Source organism: Streptomyces sp. NPDC006208 (assembly GCF_040613775.1).
Classification (GTDB): Bacteria; Actinomycetota; Actinomycetes; order Streptomycetales; family Streptomycetaceae; genus Streptomyces.
In genome coordinates, this window is sequence record NZ_JBEXSW010000030.1 from 61,236 (window position 1) to 79,194 (window position 17,959).

At 71.3% G+C, this 17,959-nt stretch carries 15 protein-coding genes; 9 read left to right on the forward strand and 6 right to left on the reverse strand.

Annotation, left to right across the window (positions count from 1 at the left end; all coding sequences use genetic code 11):
• The first annotated feature begins 291 nt into the window (after nucleotides 1-291).
• Nucleotides 292-1,836, forward strand: coding sequence for a hypothetical protein (locus ABZ208_RS24110; RefSeq protein ID WP_356911533.1), 1,545 nt, complete (start codon nucleotides 292-294; stop codon nucleotides 1,834-1,836).
• Between the two features lie 89 nt (nucleotides 1,837-1,925).
• Here the strand turns inward: ABZ208_RS24110 and ABZ208_RS24115 are convergent, their stop codons facing one another.
• On the reverse strand, nucleotides 1,926-3,074 hold the full coding sequence (locus ABZ208_RS24115; RefSeq protein ID WP_356911534.1) for a serine hydrolase domain-containing protein: 1,149 nt from the start codon (nucleotides 3,072-3,074) through the stop codon (nucleotides 1,926-1,928).
• 213 nt (nucleotides 3,075-3,287) lie between these two features.
• Here ABZ208_RS24115 and ABZ208_RS24120 point away from each other — a divergent pair, with 213 nt between their 5' ends.
• Nucleotides 3,288-3,743 (forward strand): pyridoxamine 5'-phosphate oxidase family protein, encoded by a 456-nt coding sequence (locus ABZ208_RS24120; RefSeq protein WP_356911535.1) that lies wholly within the window; start codon nucleotides 3,288-3,290, stop codon nucleotides 3,741-3,743.
• A gap of 26 nt (nucleotides 3,744-3,769) precedes the next feature.
• Here ABZ208_RS24120 and ABZ208_RS24125 read toward each other — a convergent pair whose 3' ends face one another.
• A complete protein-coding gene (locus ABZ208_RS24125) occupies nucleotides 3,770-4,606 on the reverse strand; it encodes a hypothetical protein (protein ID WP_356911536.1) in 837 nt (278 codons plus the stop codon).
• Nucleotides 4,607-5,130: 524 nt separating this feature from the next.
• Here ABZ208_RS24125 and ABZ208_RS24130 point away from each other — a divergent pair.
• The gene (locus ABZ208_RS24130; protein ID WP_356911537.1) at nucleotides 5,131-9,060 is read left to right on the forward strand and encodes a Pls/PosA family non-ribosomal peptide synthetase; all 3,930 of its coding nucleotides are present in this window, start codon (nucleotides 5,131-5,133) and stop codon (nucleotides 9,058-9,060) included.
• Nucleotides 9,061-9,137: 77 nt separating this feature from the next.
• Nucleotides 9,138-10,568 carry a M1 family metallopeptidase gene (locus tag ABZ208_RS24135; protein WP_356911538.1) on the forward strand — a complete coding sequence of 477 codons (1,431 nt, stop codon included), beginning with the start codon at nucleotides 9,138-9,140 and terminating at the stop codon, nucleotides 10,566-10,568.
• Nucleotides 10,569-10,774: 206 nt separating this feature from the next.
• Here the strand turns inward: ABZ208_RS24135 and ABZ208_RS24140 are convergent, their stop codons facing one another.
• Together ABZ208_RS24140 and ABZ208_RS24145 are read right to left on the reverse strand one after the other, a co-directional pair.
• Nucleotides 10,775-12,013, reverse strand: coding sequence for a cation:proton antiporter (locus ABZ208_RS24140; protein ID WP_356911539.1), 1,239 nt, complete (start codon nucleotides 12,011-12,013; stop codon nucleotides 10,775-10,777).
• Nucleotides 12,014-12,016: 3 nt separating this feature from the next.
• Nucleotides 12,017-12,487, reverse strand: a complete 471-nt coding sequence (locus ABZ208_RS24145; protein WP_356911541.1) for a TrkA C-terminal domain-containing protein — start codon at nucleotides 12,485-12,487, stop codon at nucleotides 12,017-12,019.
• Between the two features lie 439 nt (nucleotides 12,488-12,926).
• Between ABZ208_RS24145 and ABZ208_RS24150 the strand changes: the two genes are divergently transcribed.
• Entirely contained in the window at nucleotides 12,927-13,739 is an 813-nt protein-coding gene (locus ABZ208_RS24150; protein WP_356911542.1) for an SAM-dependent methyltransferase, read from the forward strand.
• Nucleotides 13,740-13,796: 57 nt separating this feature from the next.
• Here the strand turns inward: ABZ208_RS24150 and ABZ208_RS24155 are convergent, their stop codons facing one another.
• A complete protein-coding gene (locus ABZ208_RS24155) occupies nucleotides 13,797-13,949 on the reverse strand; it encodes a hypothetical protein (RefSeq protein WP_356911543.1) in 153 nt (50 codons plus the stop codon).
• A 108-nt stretch (nucleotides 13,950-14,057) separates the two neighbouring features.
• Nucleotides 14,058-14,495 (reverse strand): alpha/beta fold hydrolase, encoded by a 438-nt coding sequence (locus ABZ208_RS24160; protein WP_356911544.1) that lies wholly within the window; start codon nucleotides 14,493-14,495, stop codon nucleotides 14,058-14,060.
• Between the two features lie 207 nt (nucleotides 14,496-14,702).
• Between ABZ208_RS24160 and ABZ208_RS24165 the strand changes: the two genes are divergently transcribed.
• The 4 genes from ABZ208_RS24165 to ABZ208_RS24180 all read left to right on the forward strand — a co-directional run bounded on the left by ABZ208_RS24165 (nucleotide 14,703) and on the right by ABZ208_RS24180 (nucleotide 17,956).
• On the forward strand, nucleotides 14,703-15,239 hold the full coding sequence (locus ABZ208_RS24165) for a hypothetical protein (protein WP_356911545.1): 537 nt from the start codon (nucleotides 14,703-14,705) through the stop codon (nucleotides 15,237-15,239).
• 117 nt (nucleotides 15,240-15,356) lie between these two features.
• On the forward strand, nucleotides 15,357-16,262 hold the full coding sequence (locus tag ABZ208_RS24170; RefSeq protein WP_356911546.1) for a LysR family transcriptional regulator: 906 nt from the start codon (nucleotides 15,357-15,359) through the stop codon (nucleotides 16,260-16,262).
• Nucleotides 16,263-16,349: 87 nt separating this feature from the next.
• Complete coding sequence (locus tag ABZ208_RS24175; RefSeq protein ID WP_356911547.1) at nucleotides 16,350-16,910, forward strand: cysteine dioxygenase family protein; 561 nt, start codon at nucleotides 16,350-16,352, stop codon at nucleotides 16,908-16,910.
• Nucleotides 16,910-17,956: a putative sulfate exporter family transporter gene (locus ABZ208_RS24180; protein WP_356911548.1), complete on the forward strand. Its 1,047-nt coding sequence runs from the start codon at nucleotides 16,910-16,912 to the stop codon at nucleotides 17,954-17,956. Before ABZ208_RS24175 ends, ABZ208_RS24180 begins: the two co-directional genes overlap by 1 nt.
• Nucleotides 17,957-17,959 lie beyond the last annotated feature (3 nt).

Sequence of the window (17,959 nt, forward strand, 5' to 3'; positions counted from 1 at the left end):
GCATCATGCGGCGACCTCGCGGATCTCAGGACCGGCGCTTTGCCAGGCTTGGTGCCGCCCTTGGTGCGGAACCCGGGTGCAGCGTATCGCGGAGCAGCTGAATTACGTGAGATTGCCCCGGGTCATTCAGGTTTGGCGAGCCGCTTCAGGGGGCCTGTGTCCTCGAAAGGCTGTTGACCGCGGATGATCAACAGGTCCACCGTGCACGGCATAGCGTTCACGCGAGTGTCCGCAGTTCGAACTGCGGGACATCTGTTGCCGGGCGCTCCGGACAGGAAGAGGGGACTGCTCGTGGCCAGGAGGGCACGGTTCGACCAGCGGGCGGTCGCGCTGGTCGAACTGCGGGGGAGCCGGATCGAGTACGAGATGTTCGAGGAGGCGCTGGCGGAGCGCGGCTGGCCGGTCCTCGAGAAGCGTGGAGGCGGAGCGTCCGAAGTCACCGCGCGCCGGATCTGGTACACGATCGAGGCCCGTTTTCCGGGCAGCGCCATCAATGCGGTCCGCGGAGCGCGCGAGCGCATAGAGGTCATCTCGGACGACCTTCAACTGGACCTCAACGTCGAAGTCGTGGACCTCGTGGTCCGCGACCCGGTGGATCGGCCCGACTGGTTCGTGTACGACCGTCCGGAGGTGCATCCGCACACCGTTCAGCTCCCCCGCGCGAGGCGCTGGGCGGAACGATGGCACGGGTGGCGCGCCAAGAACCTGGGAAGCCACGACACGGGCCGTCTGGTCACGGCGACCTCGACCTCGGCGGCGCAGCACCTCGCAACCAGGCCGCTGCCCGGGACGAGACCGCTGCCCCGCCGAACGGCCGTACGACGCCACGCGGGAACACCCCACCGAGTGCCGACCGACCTCGGGACGCGTCGGAACGCGGGCCGGCAGCTCATCTGGCTGCTGGCCCTCATGGTGGCGCTGGTCTGGGCAGGAGCCCGTATCGGTGACCGGTGGTCCCAAGGCCTCGGATCCTGGTGGGGATTCGGGCTGTTCGTCTGCGCGCTCGTCCCAGCAGGAGTCGTCGTTCTCCGGAAGGGCCTTCCCGAGCTTTCGCCGACGGCTGCCACCATCGCGGTGACCGCGATTGCCGCCTTCTGTGTCGGGGTCGGACTGAACGCGGCGCGGACAGCATCCGAGTCGGGGCAGGGCTCGCGCGTCATCACCTATCTGATCGCAGGGTATGTGGTCTTCAACGGGATCCGGCTGCTCGTCAGGCAGTGGACGTGGCAGCGCACCGCGCCGTGGCTGCTCCCCGCGCTCCTGCCGATCTTCTTCGGCCTCGTCCCCGCGGCGGGTCTCGGCCTGCACACCTTCTACCTGGACGCTTTCGGCCTCGACCTGGAGGACGTCGAGGTCCCGAAGGCGTATCAGATAGCCGTCTCGCTGAAGCTCATGGCATCCATGAGTCTCTGGCTGGTCGCGCTGTCACTTCTCGGGTACATGAAGCACTTCCATCGGTACATCAAGGACCGGTGGATGGGCACGACCGTCCTCGTCTTCGTGACCTTCCTCCTTCTGGTCATCGGTACGTTCGACGGAGGCGTCCTGCCGGCGGGTCGGGCCGGCGAGGAGGCGGTGGCCGCGGCGCAGGCAGGGCGCACGCCGCGCCCGTACTACGGTGTCGAGCCCGAGTGGGTATGCGCCCATCCCATCGGCGAGACTGCGGGAATACCCGTCGACGGGGGAGAGTTCGTCCCGTCCCGCCCTTACCTCAAGGTAGGGGACGCGAGCGGCACGGTCGTGCTGTGGGACGCCGGCCACCAGCAAGCCCTCAAGCTGCCCATGGGCAAGCTCCGAATCGTCCCGTCGGACAAGCGCCCGTCGTCGTGCGGGTAGACCTGCCTCGGTGCTCCCGCACCTCGCGGCACGGGAGTTGTGCGGAGGATACGTGTCCCCGGCGAGCCCGGGCGGGCCGGCACCCGGGCTCAGGCGCCTGCCGCGTACTGCCAGAAGTCCCGCATCACTGCCGGGAACGACGGCCCCGCCATCTCCACCTGGCTGAGCAGGACGGTGAGCGTGGCCGTGGACGGGGTGATGTACGCCGCCGTGCCCGTGCCGCCGACCCAGCCGTAGCGGCCCGGGACGTTCCACGGCTCGGTGGGCTCGACGTCGACCGAGCCGCCGAAGCCCCAGCCCATGCCCTCCAGGAACAGGCCGCTCTCCTCGCGCTGGGACGGGGTCAGGTGATTGGTGGTCATCAGTCGCACCGACCCGGGCGAGAGCAGTTGGCGGCCGGCTGCCGTTCCTTCGGCGAGCAGCATCCCGTAGAAGGCGCGGCAGTCGTCGGCGGTGGAGACCAGCCCGCCGGCACCGGACGGGAAGGCGGGGGGCTTGCTCCACTGGCCGTCGGGGGCGTCGACCAGTTGGAGGATGCCTTTCGGGTCGGTGCGGTAGTAGCTGGTGAAGCGGTCGAGCTTGTCGGCCGGTACGGCGAACGCGGTGTCGACCATGCCGAGGGGCTCGAACAGTCGCTCGGCCAGGAAGTCGGGCAGCGGGCGGCCCGTGACCCGGGCGATCAGGACGCCCTGGATGTCGGAGGCGATGTTGTACAGCCAGGCTTCCCCCGGCTGGTGCAGCAGCGGAATCCGGGACAGCGTCGCCATCCACTCGTCCGGCGCAGGGACGAGCTGCGGCTGCGGCGGTCCCTGCTTCAGCTCGCTGATCAGCGGCGCGAGGGCCGGTAGCGAGAAGTCGGAGGGGAATCCGTACCCGGCCTTGGAGCTGAGCAGGTCGGACACGGTGATCGGCCGGGTCGCCGGGACCACGTCGTCGATCGGGGCGAACGGTGCACGGACGACGTTCGGTGACGCCAGTTCCGGGAGCCACTGTCCCACCGGGTCGTCCGGCGCGATGCGGCCGTCCTCGATCAGCATCATGACGGCCGCGGCCACCATGGGCTTGGTGACCGAAGCGATGCGGAAGATCGAGTCCCTGGCCATCGGGGAGGTGCCGTCGACGTCGACAAAGCCCACGGGTTGCACTTCGATCCGATCGCCGCGGGCCACCAGGCCCACCGCTCCCGGCACCGATCCGCTGCTGACGTGCTGGTCCAGGGTGTCGTGCAGGTTGGTCATCGGTCCACCTTCTCGAGTGTGTGCTCGGAAGCAAGACTCCCGCCACGGCGCCGAGTCATCGGGGCAGATGCCACCGGATCCGCCCGATCAGCCGACCGCGGCTCACCGTTGCGGAGTGCCGCGGGCCTTTGTCAGGGGATGCTCGCCTTGGCCTCGTGGTGTGCGTCGGGCACCCTGATCGGGTCAACCTCAGCCGTCTTACAGGAGCAGACAGTGACACTCGACGCACCGCGCACCTTCGATGAACGCCGCAAGGACACGCTCGCGCGGTTCGAGTCCGATGTCGATGTCTGGGTCTCCACGGCGGACGGGACAGGCGTGCCGTGTCTCGTACCGCTGTCGTTCCTCTGGGACGGCGAGACCTTCCTGCTCTCCACCGCGCGGGCCAACCCCACCGCCCGCAACCTGCACGCGAACGGGCGGGTGCGGCTGGCCTTCGGCGCCACGCGGGACGTGGTCCTTGTCGAAGGCACCTCCACCACGGTGGAAACGGCAGCCCTCCGCCCCGGGGAGGCGGCGGAGTTCGCGGCCAGGACCGGCTTCGACCCGCGCGACATCCGGCCGCCCTACCCGTACTTCCGCATCACGCCCGTATGGATCCAGGCCTGGCGCGAGGTCAATGAGATCGCCGGGCGCGATCTCATGAAGGAGGGCCGCTGGCTCGGGTGAGGCGCCGACAGCCCGTGAGTCACCGGTCAGGAACGGCGCCACCAGCGGCGCGGGCGGGGCGCCGAGGCCGGGCCTTGGAACGCATCGCGGGCCGCCGCAGCCGCCTGCGGGTCGTCGTACTCGCGTGAGACGACCTCGATCCGACCGCTCACATGGTCGGCGCGCACCGTGTCCAGGCCCAGTGTTTCGAGCTTCCTGATCGTGTCTGCCTCGGTGACCGGATCCAGGACACGTACGCCGATGCTCGGATCGTCGCCGCCGAGCGTGATGTTCTCGGTGAAGAGGGTGCTCATCAAACGGTGTTGGAGATCCGCCGGGCTTCCTTGGGCGGATGCGATATGGAGCATCAGCTGCTCCGTCCCCGTGTCCATCCACCGTGCGTGCGCGATCCACACGGTCTGAATGCCCGGGAACTCCGACAACCGGTCGCGCAGCGCGTCGCGGAGGGACACGGCCAACGGATGCGTGGACCAGGTGAGCCGGATGCTCTGTTCGCCCTGTGTCCGCATGCCTCGCTGCTCGAGGGCGTGGGACAGCAGGGCGAGAGGAACCGTGGCCCAGCCGCTCGACGAGAACACGGTCAGCGTGTCGATCCTGGTCTGCCGCCCCATGTCGAGCAGCCGCAGTACATCGCACAGAACGGCGCCGGCCACCTGCGGCAGCCGTTGCCTGACGCAGTGCTCACTCACATGGCCGGGAATGGTCGGACCACTGCCGTCCGCGCCGATGAAGACCGCGGAGCCGTTGCCGTCCACCGGAACGAAGACACCGGAGTCGATGACCGCGCCCAACAGTGCCTCGGGCTCGGTCTCGGCGGCACCACGATCGAGGATGTCCGCCAGTATCGCGTTCTCATCGGTCACCGCCGGAGCATAGGCCAGGAGGGTGAACGGGCGTGTCTCCAGCCGCGGGTAACGGTTCCGCCGGTGGGATCCCAGCCCGTGACGCACGTGCTGACACCGCGGAGTCCTGCGCATCGTTGACGAGGTCGTGTGCCAACGTGGCGAGAACCCGGGCCGGTTCACCTGTGCCGCGCCGAGCAGGGTGCCGGTGACGCAGGCGACGGATGTGCCGCGGGGCGCGCCGGAGCGCAGCGCAGGGTGGCCCGGACATCGGTGCGGGACGCGGCTGTGCAGACGGTCCCAGGGGGCCGGACGGGCCGTGGCGTCCGGTGCGAGTCCGTCGGGGCTCAGGAGCCCTGCTGCGGGCGCTCTCCGGTGCCCGCCAATAGCGTCTCTTCCCGGCCAGGCGCAAGGCTTCAGCCTGGAAATCTTTGGCGCCGCACTACAATGGACCGGGTTGTTTGGCGCTGGACCGGAACAACCCCAGGCGTACCTGCGGGACCACCAGCGGCCCGGACGTTCCGGGAACGAGACGCGAGGACCCGATGGCAGCCACGCCGGAGAGCGGTGAGTTCGCCCTGCTCGAGGAAGAAACGCTCCAGGAGTTCAGCAAGGCGGCCCGCTTCCGTGCCGAGCCCGCCGCCCCGCCCCGCACGCTCGTCGACGTCTTCGAGGCCTCGGTACGGGAGTACCCCGACGAGCTCGCCCTGGACGACGGGACGCACCGGCTCACCTACCGTGCGCTGGCCGTCGAGGTCCAGGGCCTGCGACGCCGTCTCGCCGCCGCCGGCGTGGGGCTCGGCGACCGGGTCGGCGTCCGCGTTCCGTCGGGCACCAACGATCTGTACGTGGCCGTCCTCGCAGTCCTCGCCGCCGGTGCCGCCTATGTGCCCGTGGACGCCGAGGACCCGGACGAGCGGGCCGAGGTGGTCTTCACGGAGGCCGGGGTGCGGGCCGTGCTCGGAGCCGGGCAAAAGATCACCCGCACCGGCGTCACCGGTGCCGGGGCTCCCGCGGCGCGGCCCGGCCCTGAGCACGACGCGTGGATCATCTTCACCTCCGGCTCCACCGGCAAGCCCAAGGGCGTCGCCGTGAGCCATCGCAGCGCCGCCGCCTTCGTCGACGCCGAGGCCGCGCTCTTCCTCGCCGAGGAGCCGATCGCCCCGGGCGACCGGGTCATGGCCGGACTGTCCGTCGCTTTCGACGCCTCGTGCGAGGAGATGTGGCTGGCCTGGCGGTACGGTGCCTGTCTGGTGCCCGTCCCGCGCTCCCAGGTGCGCAGCGGCGCCGACCTCGGCCCCTGGCTGGTGGAACAGGAGATCACCGTGGTGTCCACGGTGCCGACCCTGGCCGCCCTGTGGGAGCCCGAGACGCTCGACGAGGTCCGGCTGCTGATCTTCGGCGGTGAGGCCTGCCCGCCCGAGCTGGTCCAGCGACTGGTCACCGAGGGCCGCGAGGTGTGGAACACCTACGGCCCCACCGAAGCCACCGTGGTCGCCTGTGCGTCGCTCCTCACCGGCGCCGAGCCGGTCAGGATCGGCCTGCCGCTGAACGGCTGGGAGCTGGCCGTGGTCGACGAGGCCGGGGAGCCGGTGCCGATGGGCGGCAGTGGCGAACTGGTGATCGGCGGCGTGGGCCTTGCCCGCTACCTCGACCCCGAGAAGGATGCCGAGAAGTACGCCCCGCTTCACACGCTCGGCTGGGAGCGCGCCTACCGCAGCGGAGACCTCGTCCGCGCGGAACCCGAGGGGCTGATCTTCCTCGGCCGCGGTGATGAGCAGATCAAGCTCGGCGGCCGCCGGATCGAGCTGGGTGAGGTGGACGCCGCCCTGCAGGCGCTGCCCGGCGTGGCGGGCGCGGCAGCGGCCGTACGCACGGCACGCAGCGGCAACCAACTGCTCGTCGGCTATCTGGTGACCCAGGAAGGCTGGAGCCACTCGTCGTCCGTCGAGAAGCTGCGTGCCGAGCTGCCCGCCGCCCTGGTGCCCCTGCTCGCCCCCGTCGACGATCTGCCGACCCGTACCTCCGGCAAGGTGGACCGCGACGCGCTGCCCTGGCCTCTCCCAGCTGCCGCTGGGAGAGGCCCCCAGTCCCATCTGGAGACCGGCGGCCCGGCCGAGCAGCTGTACGGGACCGAGGCCTGGCTCGCCGAGCAGTGGAGCGAGACCCTCGGCGTGAGCGTCATCGGTGCCGCCGACGACTTCTTCGCGATCGGCGGCAGCAGCCTTGCCGCCGCTCAGCTCGCCACCCGGCTGCGCGCCCGCTACCCGAGCGCCGCGGTACTCGACATCTATCAGCAGCCCACTCTGCGCAAGCTGGCCCGGCGGCTGGAGAAGTCCGTGCAGGACGACGGCCAGGCCCGTACGGTCGCGCCGGTTCCGCTGCGGGCCAAGATCGTGCAACTGCTCCTTCTGATCCCGCTGTTCACCGTGATCGGCCTGCGCTGGACCATCGCGCTGACGGCACTCGGAAATGTGCTGCACCGGTTCGGTCCCTACCCCTGGGCGCCGACCGCCTCATGGTGGCTGGTCGCCGCGGGTGCGGCCGTGTTCTTCAGCCCGCCGGGGCGCCTCGCGATGGCCGCCGGGGGCGCGCGCCTGCTGCTGCGCGGGGTGAAGGCCGGCCGCTACCCGCGCGGCGGGAACGTGCACCTGCGGTTGTGGACGGCCGAACGCCTGGCGGAGTACAGCGGCGCCACCTCACTCACCGGTTCCTGGCTGGAGCGCTATGCGCGGGCACTCGGCGCCAAGGTCGGCCCCGAGGTGGACCTGCACTCACTGCCGTCCGTGACCGGCATGCTCAAGCTCGGCCGGGGCTGCGCCGTCGAGTCGGAGGTGGACCTGTCCGGGCACTGGCTCGACGGGGACCGGCTCGAGATCGGCCCCGTCAAGGTCGGTGCCGGCGCGGTGGTCGGCACCCGCAGCATGCTCTTCCCGGGGGCGCGCGTGGGCAAGCGGGCCGAGGTGGCCCCAGGCTCCGCCGTGGTCGGGCAGATTCCCACCGGACAGCGGTGGGCCGGAGCACCCGCCGGCAAACTCGGCAAGGCCAAGCACGACTGGCCCAAGGAGCGCCCGCCGCGTTCGGTCCGCTGGCGCGTCATGTACGGGGCGACCGGTGTGAGCTTGACGGCCCTGCCCCTGCTCGCCGCACTGCCCGCTCTCCTGGTCGCGAGCCGGTTCGTCGGACCGGACGCCGCGCTCGGCGAAGCCCTGCGGGGAGCCCTGCTCGCGGTGGTTCCCGGGGCGCTGGCCTACGGTCTCGCGTACGCGCTGCTGCTGCTGATCGCGGTACGCCTGCTCAGCCTCGGACTGAGCACGGGCAACCATCCGACGCACAGCCGCGTCGGCTGGCAGACGTGGACGGTCATACAACTGATGGACCTGTCCCGGGACACGTTGTTCCCCCTGTATGCCGGGCTGATCACGCCGGTGTGGTTGCGGCTGCTCGGAATGAAGATCGGGCGGGGCGCGGAGGTGTCCACCGTCCTGGCGCTGCCGAGTCTCACCACCGTGGGCGAGGGGGCGTTCCTCGCCGACGACACCCTGACCGCGCCGTATGAGCTGGGCGGCGGCTGGGTGCGGATCGGGCACTCCGAGATCGGCCGCCGGGCCTTCCTCGGCAACTCCGGCATGACCGCGCCGGGCCGGCGTGTGCCGGAGGGAGGCCTGGTCGGGGTCCTGTCCGCCACTCCGAAGAAGGCCAAGAAGGGCAGCTCGTACCTGGGGCTGCCGCCGGTCCGGCTGCCGCGATCCGCCCAGGACGCGGACCAGAGCCGCACGTACGAACCGCCCGCGCGGCTGCTGTGGGGGCGCGGCCTGGTGGAGCTGTGCCGGCTCGTACCGGTGTTCTGCTCGGCTGCGCTGGCCGTGCTGACCGTGGCCGCACTCAGTGCGCTGAGCGCGGCCGGTGGTCCGGGGCTGTGGGGAGCGGCAGCGCTGTCCGGCGTGACGCTGTTCGCCGTGGGTGTGGCTGCGTGCGCCGTCGTGGTGGTGGCGAAGTGGCTGCTCGTGGGACGTCACCGGGCGGGGGAGCACCCGCTGTGGAGCGGTTTCGTGTGGCGCAATGAGCTGGCCGACACGTTCGTCGAGGTCCTGGCCGTGCCGTGGCTGGCCGGGTCGGTGCCCGGAACGCCGCTGCTCACGCTGTGGCTGCGCGGCCTCGGGGCCCGGATCGGCCGGGGTGTCTGGTGCGAGAGCTACTGGCTGCCGGAGATGGACCTTGTTTCGCTCGGCGATGCCGTCACGGTGAATCGTGGCTGCGTGCTGCAGACGCACCTCTTCCACGACCGGATCTTGAGGACGGATACTGTGGTTCTCCGCGAGGGCGCCACCTTGGGCCCGGGCGGGATCGTCCTGCCCGGAAGCACGGTCGGGGCCCGCAGCACGCTGGGTCCCGCCTCCCTCGTGATGGCCGGGGAATCCGTGCCTGCCGACTCCCGCTGGCTGGGTAACCCGATCGAGGCGTGGCGCTCCTAGGCGGGGCATCGCGTGTGGCGGGTGGCGGCGGCACACGAGCACGTTGTTCGAGCACAGGGCAGGGAGCGGACACAACAGTGAGCGGCCAGCAGACAGCGGCACCGGACCCGTACTTTCCGGCCAACGGCGACTCCCGCTACCGCGTGCACCGTTACGAACTCACGCTGGACTACCGTCCCGGACCCAACCGGCTGGCCGGGACGGCCAGGCTCAGCGCCATCGCCGGCCGTGCACCGCTCACGGAATTCCAGCTCAACCTGGCCGAGTTCAAAATAGGCCGCGTCCTGGTCAACGGGCGGTCGCCGCACTACACCCACCGGGGCGGCAAGCTGCGTGTCCGGCCGGCCAAGCCGGTCCCCGCGGGGGCCGCCTTCACCGTGGAGGTGCACTGGGCGGGCAACCCCAAGCCGGTGCGCAGCCCCTGGGGCGGCCTCGGCTGGGAGGAGCTGACCGACGGCGCGCTGGTGGCCAGCCAGCCGGTCGGCGCGCCGTCCTGGTACCCGTGCAACGACCGGCCCTCCGACAAGGCCTCGTACCAGATCTCGATCACCACGCCGTCCGCGTACACCGTGGTGGCCGGCGGGAGGCTGCTCACCCGGACCGCGAAGGCGAGCACGACGACCTGGGTGTACGAGCAGTCCGCGCCGACCTCCAGCTACCTGGTCGGCCTGTCCATCGGGAGGTATCAGACGGTGCTGCTCGGTGCCCCGGGACTCGAGGGTGTGCCGCAGGCCGCCCACCTTCCGGCGCACCTGCTGTCGCAGTTCTCGCGCGACTTCGCCCGGCAGCCCGCGATGATGCAGCTTTTCGAGGAGCTGTTCGGCCCGTATCCGTTCGGTGAGTACACGGTGGTGGTCGCCGACGAGGAACTGGACGTCCCTGTGGAAGCCCAGGGACTCTCGCTGTTCGGTGCCAACCATGTGGACGGCGCGCGCGGTTCGGAGCGCCTCATCGCCCACGAACTGGCGCACCAGTGGTTCGGCAACAGTGTGAGCATCGCCGACTGGCGTCACATCTGGCTGAACGAGGGGCTCGCGAAGTACGCCGAGTGGCTCTGGTCCGAGCATGCGGGCGGCCGCACGGCTCAGGAGCTGGCCGCCGGCGCACACCGGCAGCTGGCCTCGATGCCGCTGGATCTCAGGCTGTCCGACCCGGGCAGGAAGCTGATGTTCGACGACCGCCTGTACGAGCGCGGCGGTCTCGCGGTGCACGCGATCCGCTGTGCCCTGGGTGATGTCGCCTTCTTCCGCATGCTGCGCGACTGGGCCACCGTGCACCGGAACGGTGTCGTCACCACCGCCGCCTTCACCGCCCATGTCGCCCGCTACGCCGCCCAGCCGCTGGACGACCTGTTCTCGGCCTGGCTGCACGAGACGGCTCTCCCGCCGCTTCCCACTCCCGCAGCCACCGCTCAGGTCCCGTTTCCCGAGGTGCCGCGCGTACCGGCCCGGCCCGGGTACCCGCCCCGGAACGGCGGCTCCGCGGGCCCCGGCGGAAGCTCCGCGTAGGCGTTCGCCCCGAATCGGGCCCGACGTGGCAGTGGGCGACGCCCATGCGGCGGCGTTCGTCGTGCACGGCTGACACGCGCGCTCACGGTCGTGCGAGTGACCGGCTTGTCGGAGTCTGCGGCGGCCCTCGGCGGCGGGCCGCCTCTCCGACACGGGAGGACCTGGCCGGGGTCGCCGCGATGCCATCGCCTGTGGCCCGCCCGGTTCTAGAGCCCGCTTCCGTCCCCGTGTCCGTTCCGGCTCGCTGTCGGCGTGATCTCCTCGTGGCCCTCCAGCGCCGGTGACGCCCTCGCTCGCCGGCCCCGCAGCCGCGCGATCGCCGGTTCCGTCCAGCGGGCGGCGAGCGGGCCCAGGATCACCAGGATCAGTACGTACGCCGTCGCCAACGGGCCGATGCGGGGCTCGGTCACCACTGCCAGGCCCGCGATCACGATCGAGAACTCGCCGCGGGCGACCAGCGTGCCGCCCGCACGCCAGCGGCCGCGGGGACCGACAGCCGCGCGGCGGGCCGCGTACCAGCCGGTGGCGATCTTGGTGAGGGTGGTGGCGAGGGCGAGGAGCAGGGCCGGGACGAGGACCGTGGGGATGTCGGCCGGGCGCGTGCTGAGGCCGAAGAAGACGAAGAACACCGCCGCGAACAGGTCGCGCAGCGGAGCGAGCAGTCTGCGGGCGCCCTCCGCGACCTCGCCCGAGAGCGCGATGCCCACCAGGAAGGCGCCGACGGCCGCGGAGACCTGGAACTCCTGGGCCAGGCCCGAGACCAGGAGGGTCAGACCGAGGACGACCAGGAGCAGCAGCTCCGGATTGTCGGAGGAGACCGCGCGGCTGATCAGATGGCCGTGGCGCAGCGCCACGTACAGAACGATGCCGACCGTGCCGAGCGAGATCAGCAGGGCGATGCTCATGCCCGCCAGACCGAGGCCGGCGATCAGGGCGGTCAGGAGCGGGAGGTACAGGGCCATCGACAGGTCCTCGATGACCAGGATGCCGAGGATCACCGGTGTCTCACGGTTGCCGAGGCGGCCGAGGTCCGTGAGCACCTTGGCGACGACGCCCGAGGACGAGATCCAGGTGACGCCCGCCAGGGCGACCGTGGCTACGGGGCCCCAGCCCAGCAGAAGTCCGGCGGCGGCGCCGGGCGTGGCGTTGAGGACCAGGTCGACCACGCCGGAGGGGTACTGCGTGCGCAGGCTGCCGACCAGCTCGGACGCGCTGTACTCCAGACCCAGCATGAGCAGGAGAAGGATGACGCCGATCTCGGCACCGACCGCGATGAAGTCTCCGCTCGCGCTCAGAGGGAGGAGACCGCCCTTGCCGAAGGCGAGGCCGGCGAGGAGGTAGAGCGGGATCGGTGACAGCCCGATCAGGCCCGCGAAACGGCCCACCAGGCCCAGCACCAGGATGATCGCCCCCAGCTCGATCAGAAGCGTGGTCGTGTCGTGCATGGGTCAGCCTCCGGCGATGATCTCGGCGAGGGCGTCGACGCCTTCACGCGTACCGACCGCGACCAGGGTGTCGCCGGTCGCGAACCGGAAGTCGGGTCCGGGGGAGGGATGCGCACCGGTACGGCGCAGGACCGCCACGATCGAGGCCCCGGTACGGGTACGGGCCCGGGTGTCGCCCAGGAGGTGGCCGGAGTACGGGGAACGGGCCGAGACCGGGATGTGCTCGGTGACCAGGTCGATGCCGTCGGTGCGTACGGCGTCGGTGGGGGCCGCGTCGATCAGATGGGCCAGAGCGGTCGCCTCCTCGGACGTGAGGGGGACCGACAGGACGCAGGCGTCGGGGTCCTCCAGGCCGTAGAAGCCGAGGAAGCGGCGGCCGTCGTTGTGGATCACGACCGAGACGTGTCTGCCCGCCTCGGTGGCGAAGTCGTACTGGGTGCCGACTCCCGGCAGTGAGGTACGTCGGGTGGTCATGCTCGCCTCCCGGGAAAGGGAGTAGGCACAGGCGTGCGCCGCTTCAAGGTGATTTCGGTAATTTTACGGAGAGTGCGCGGGTCAGGCTCGGGGAGGCGGTGCACCGGGGGGCAGGGGCGTTGGATCGGCGTACGTATCGAGCCGGTCGCTGAGTTCGGTCAGCGCGGCCGCGGGCCCGGTGCGTCGACGGGCGGGCCCTCTCGGCGCCCGCGCCAAGGCGGGCCGAGGGAGCGGCCGCGCAGGCGCCGTCGGGCACGGTCCCGGGCGGCCGGTGGAGCCGCTGCGTGCGACGCCCGGATCGCCGCAGCCGCGGACTGCGCCTCACCGCTAACTCCCCATGTCAGGACGACAGTTACTTGCCGCTCCCGCGACCGCCTGGGAAGATCGCATGATCGCACAAGCCGGGAAGCCGGGCACCGACCACCCAGGGAGCCTCCTCATGACCGGGACCGAACCGGCCGCCACGCGCATCGACACCAGCAGGCCGCATCCGGCCCGCGTGTACGACTGGTTCCTCGGCGGCAAGGACAACTACCCGGTCGACGAGGAGCTCGGCCGGCACATCATGAGCATCGACAACCGGGCCAAGCACGTCGCCCGGACCAACCGCTGGTTCATGCACCGTGTGACGCGCTGGCTGGCGGACCAGGCCGGGGTGCGCCAGTACCTCGACATCGGCACCGGGATCCCGACCGAGCCCAATCTGCACCAGCTCGCCCAGGCCGTGGCCCCCGCATCCCGCATCGTCTACACCGACAACGACCCCATCGTGCTGACGCACGCCGAGGCGCTCCTGCGCAGCCACCCCGACGGCGTCACCGACTACATCCAGGCGGATGTGCGCGACCCCGACCGCATCCTCGACCAGGCCCGAAAGATCCTCGACTTCGAGCAGCCCATCGCCCTGTCACTCGTGGCGCTGCTGCACTTCGTCGGTGACGAGGACGGCCCGCTCGATCTGGTCGGCAGACTCGTGGACGCGCTGCCGTCCGGCAGCCACCTGGTGATCTCCCAGCTCACCGCCGACTTCGACCCGCTGGGCGTACAGCGCGGTGTGGAGATGTACGCGGCGGGCGGTGTCACCCTCGCCCCGCGCAGCCTCGACGCGTTCGGCCGCTTCTTCGAGGGGCTCGAGGTGGTCGAGCCCGGCATCGTCCAGCTGACGCAGTGGCACCCCGAGCTCGGTGTCGACGAGGTCCGCGACGGGGACGAGGCGGTCTCGCTGTACGGGGCGGTGGGCCGCAAGCCGTAGGGCATGGGGACCGTGCGACAGCCGTCCGCTGCCAGGAAACGCCGTCCGCCGCTGCGGTCACCCGGCCGCGTCGAGGAGGATCCGCGCCGGTTCGCCCGGCCGGGAGAACATCGGCCAGTGGCCGGTGTCCATCTCGACCAGCCGCCAGTGCCTGCTGGTCAGCGGCTCGGCCACGTCGTCGCTCGGCTCGGCGCGCCGTCGAGCAGGCACTTGATGTACGTCGCCGGAAGCTCGCCGAGCGGCCGCGACAGCACAGCCGGCTCGGCCAGAGAGGCGCCCGGGTGCGGCGTCGAGCCGCCCACGATCCGTGCGATCTGCTCATCGGTGAGGCCCTGGCCGTCGTGGTCGGCCGCGGTCAGCGGTGCCCAGGAGCCGCCGTTCCCGGTGATCGACGCCTCCAGCTTCGCCGGGCCCTCCCGCCAGCCGGAGACGAACGACTCGCCGTCGGTCGGGACATCGGAGTCGACGAAGACCACGCGGGCCGGCCGGTCGCCGATCCGCTCGGCGGCCTGACCGACCGGGATGGCCCGAGTAGCTGTGGCCGACCAGGACGGCCTCGCGCAGATCCAGGCGTTCGACCTCGTCGACGACGTCCTGGACGTGGGTCTGCTGCCCGGCCGGCACGCCCTGCTTCTCTGCGGGACCCGACAACGTCAGCGGGTGCGCGCCGTGGCCGGCCGCATGCAGCCGCGGCACCACCTCGTCCCACGCCCACGATCCGAGCCACGCACCTGCAACCAGTACGAATTCCGTCATGGCCGCAACGTGGCGGAGCGGTCCGACAACGCGCCGTGCCGTGTGCGGCGAGGGGCATCCCGGCTCGGCTGTGACGTACGTCCTGTTGAAGCTCAGGCCGCCGCCTTACTCTTGCCTGCCACGCGCACCCCGGACGCACGAGTGCTCGCGACCGGATCACGCACAGGTACCAGAGCCTTGGCGGGCACGTGCAAAGGACGGTCCACCATGTCCAGTGATCTCTCGCCGGTCATCGCTGCCTCCACCCGCTGGCTGCTGTCGGCGTTCCCGCCGTCAGCGGGCCCGCTGAACGACGCCCTGGCCGAAGCCCAGGCACGGCAGGCGGCCACCATCGCCGCCGCCCTGCGCTATCCCACCGAGCTGGACGCCGGCCTGGTGAACATGCTCGGCCCCGGCGGCTCCGGCCGGCTGGACGCCGTCACCGGCGCCGATGCCCACCCGCCGGCGGAAGCCGAATACGCCTGGCGCACCTGGGTGGACGAAACCGTCGTCAGCTGGGCGGCCTGCCTGCTGGCCGATGCCGATCTCGCCGCCGTGGCAGCAGCCTGTCTGGCCGCAACCCACCCTGGCGCGGACGGTGTGGGCGATGCGCGGCGGCTGACGATTCCCGGCCCTCGCGATCACCGTGCGGCGCCGCTGCTGCGCCATCCGGACCTTCTCGGCCCGATCGCGGACCTCCACCGCGAGTCACTGCTCGGCCTTCTCGAAAGGCACCCGGCCGGCAGCTCACCCGAGGGAACGTAACCACCAACGCCTGCACACCGGGGCCGTCGCGGCCGGCGCTCACGGCCGACCGACGCCCGGCCGGAAAGAAGGCGGTTCGCAGGCACCCCACCCCCAAATTCTGCTTATGATCCACGTGTGTTCGATTCCCGGCACATCAAAACGTTCCATGAAGTCGTCAGAACGGGCTCGTACTCGGCGGCTGCCCGCGCGCTCGGCTACACCCAGCCCGCGATCACCCAGCAGATGAAGGCTCTCGAACGGGACGTCGGTACGCCGCTGTTCATCCGGGCAGGCCGCGGGCTGCGGCTGAGCGAGGCGGGCGAGGCGCTGTCCCGTCACGCAGCGGCGATCCTCGGCAGCATGTCGGCGGCCGAGGAGCAGATCCACGCACTGACCCGGCTGCGTGCCGGCCGCGTACGGGTCTGCGCCTTCCCCAGCGCCAACACCATCCTCATACCCGAGACGATGGCCAGGCTCGCGGCCGGCCACCCGGGCATCCATGTCGATCTGCTCGGCGACAAGCCGCCGGAGTCGCTGCAGCGCCTGGTGCGCGGCGAGTGCGACATCACCCTCGCCTTCACCTATCCCGGCCTGCACGACCATGTCCCCGACGAGCTGGTGGAAATACCGCTCCTGGAGGACCAGTTGACCGTGCTGCTGCCCGCCGGCCACCCGCTGGCACGCCGCCGCGCGGTGCAGCTGACGGATCTCGCGCAGGAGCGCTGGATCGCCGGATGTCTGCGCTGCCGCACCAACCTCCTGCACGAGTGCGGCGAGCAGGGCTTCGCGCCGGACATCGTCTTCACGACCGACGACGGACTCGCCGTACAGGCCATGGTCGCGGCGGGCCTCGGCGTGGCCATGGTGCCCGCACTCGTACTGAGCTTCCTGTGCCATCCCCGGGTCAGCGGACGGCCGTTGCAGCCGGCCTCACGGCGCCAGATCTCCGCCTATGTCCTGCGTGAGCATCTGCGCATACCCGCGACCGCGCAGGTCCTGGCCGAGCTGAAGACCGTCGCGTCGCACAAGACCGGCTGCTGAAGCGCCGGTTCACTGATAAGCGTTTGTTGGGGAGTGCGAAGAAAGCCTCGTTGGACGTAATGGGACGGGCCGCTCGACCCTGCCCGTATGAACACTGCCGCAGCCACTCGAACCACGCACCGGCTGGACACGCTCATCGCGGACATCCGCGACGCCGTGGGGCGTGGACTGCCGCCGGACCCGACGGCGTATCTGGTCGGTGAATGCCTCGCACCCCACCTGGGCGCGGCCGATCTGCTCACCGCCGAGCAGTGCGAGAGCTACCCGGACCGCTACCGGCAGCACCTGCTGCACGCCGAACACGACGGCAGCTTCTCGGTCGTCGCCCTGGTCTGGCTGCCCGGCCAGGGCACCCCCGTGCACGACCATGTGTCCTGGTGCACGACGGGGGTTCACCAAGGAGCCGAGCACGAACGGCGCTACCGGCTGGTCCCTGCCACCGCCGCGGGCGCCCGGGCCCGCCTCGTCGCCACCGAGGACGTGGTCAACGCACGGGGCGACGTCTGCGGGTTCGCGCCTCCCGGGGACATCCACCGCGTCTGGAACGCCGGTACCGGCACCGCGATGTCCCTCCATGTGTACGGCGCCGACATCTCCCGCCTCGGCACCAGCGTCCGCCGCGTCTACGACCTGTCTCCCGACCGGTAATGGCTCTGCTCAGGGAACGGCCCGTCCGCACGGCCGCGGTGGGCCGGCCCGCCGCCCTGCCCGGGCTCGTGTGCGCCGCGCTCGGCGTCGCCGCCGCCTGGTCGGTGCACCTGCTCCTGCCGGACGTACCGATGCTCACCGCGGCCGTCGTGCTCGGCGTCGTGGCCGCCCATCTGCCCCGTGTGCGCGGCGTGGTGCGGGGAGCGGCGCGGCCCGGACTGTCGTACGCGGGGAAGCGGCTGATGCGCGCGGGCATCGTCCTGCTCGGGCTGAAGCTGGGCCTGGACGACATACGCGGCCTCGGCTGGGCGAGCGTCACGATGGTGCTCGGCGTCGTCACCGCCACCTTCCTCGGCACCTGGTGGCTGGGCCGCCGGATGGGGCTGCCCGGCGACCAGCCGCTGCTGATCGCCACCGGGTACTCGATCTGCGGGGCGTCCGCGATCGGAGCCGTGAGCGAGGCGGCCGACAGCGACGAGCGCGATGTGGCCACCTCCGTGGCGCTGGTGACCCTGTGCGGGACGCTCGCGATCGCCGTGCTGCCGCTCCTGCAGGGCACGCTGGGTCTCGACGACGCGTCGTTCGGGCGCTGGGTCGGGGCGAGCGTGCACGACGTCGGGCAGGTGGTGGCCACGGCGCAGACGGCCGGCCCCGCGGCGCTCGGCGAAGCGGTCCTGGTGAAGCTGATGCGGGTGGCACTGCTCGCCCCGCTCGTCGCGGCGGTGGCGCTGGCCGTGCGGCACCGGCGGCAGGCCGCCCGGACCGCACCCGCCGCCGGCACCCGGGTACCGCTCGTCCCGCTGTTCGTCGCCGGCTTTCTCGCCATGGTGGTGCTGCGCAGCACCGGACTGCTGCCCTCGGCCGCACTGGACCTGGCGCACACCGCCCAGGAACTTCTGCTGGCAGCCGCGCTGTTCGGGCTCGGCAGCGCCGTGGACCTGCGGTCGCTGACCCGCACCGGGGTTCGCGTCGCGGCGCTCGGGCTGTGCGCCTGGGTGGTCGTGGCAGGGGTGTCGTACGGGGGAGTGGTGCTCGTGACCGGCTGACCC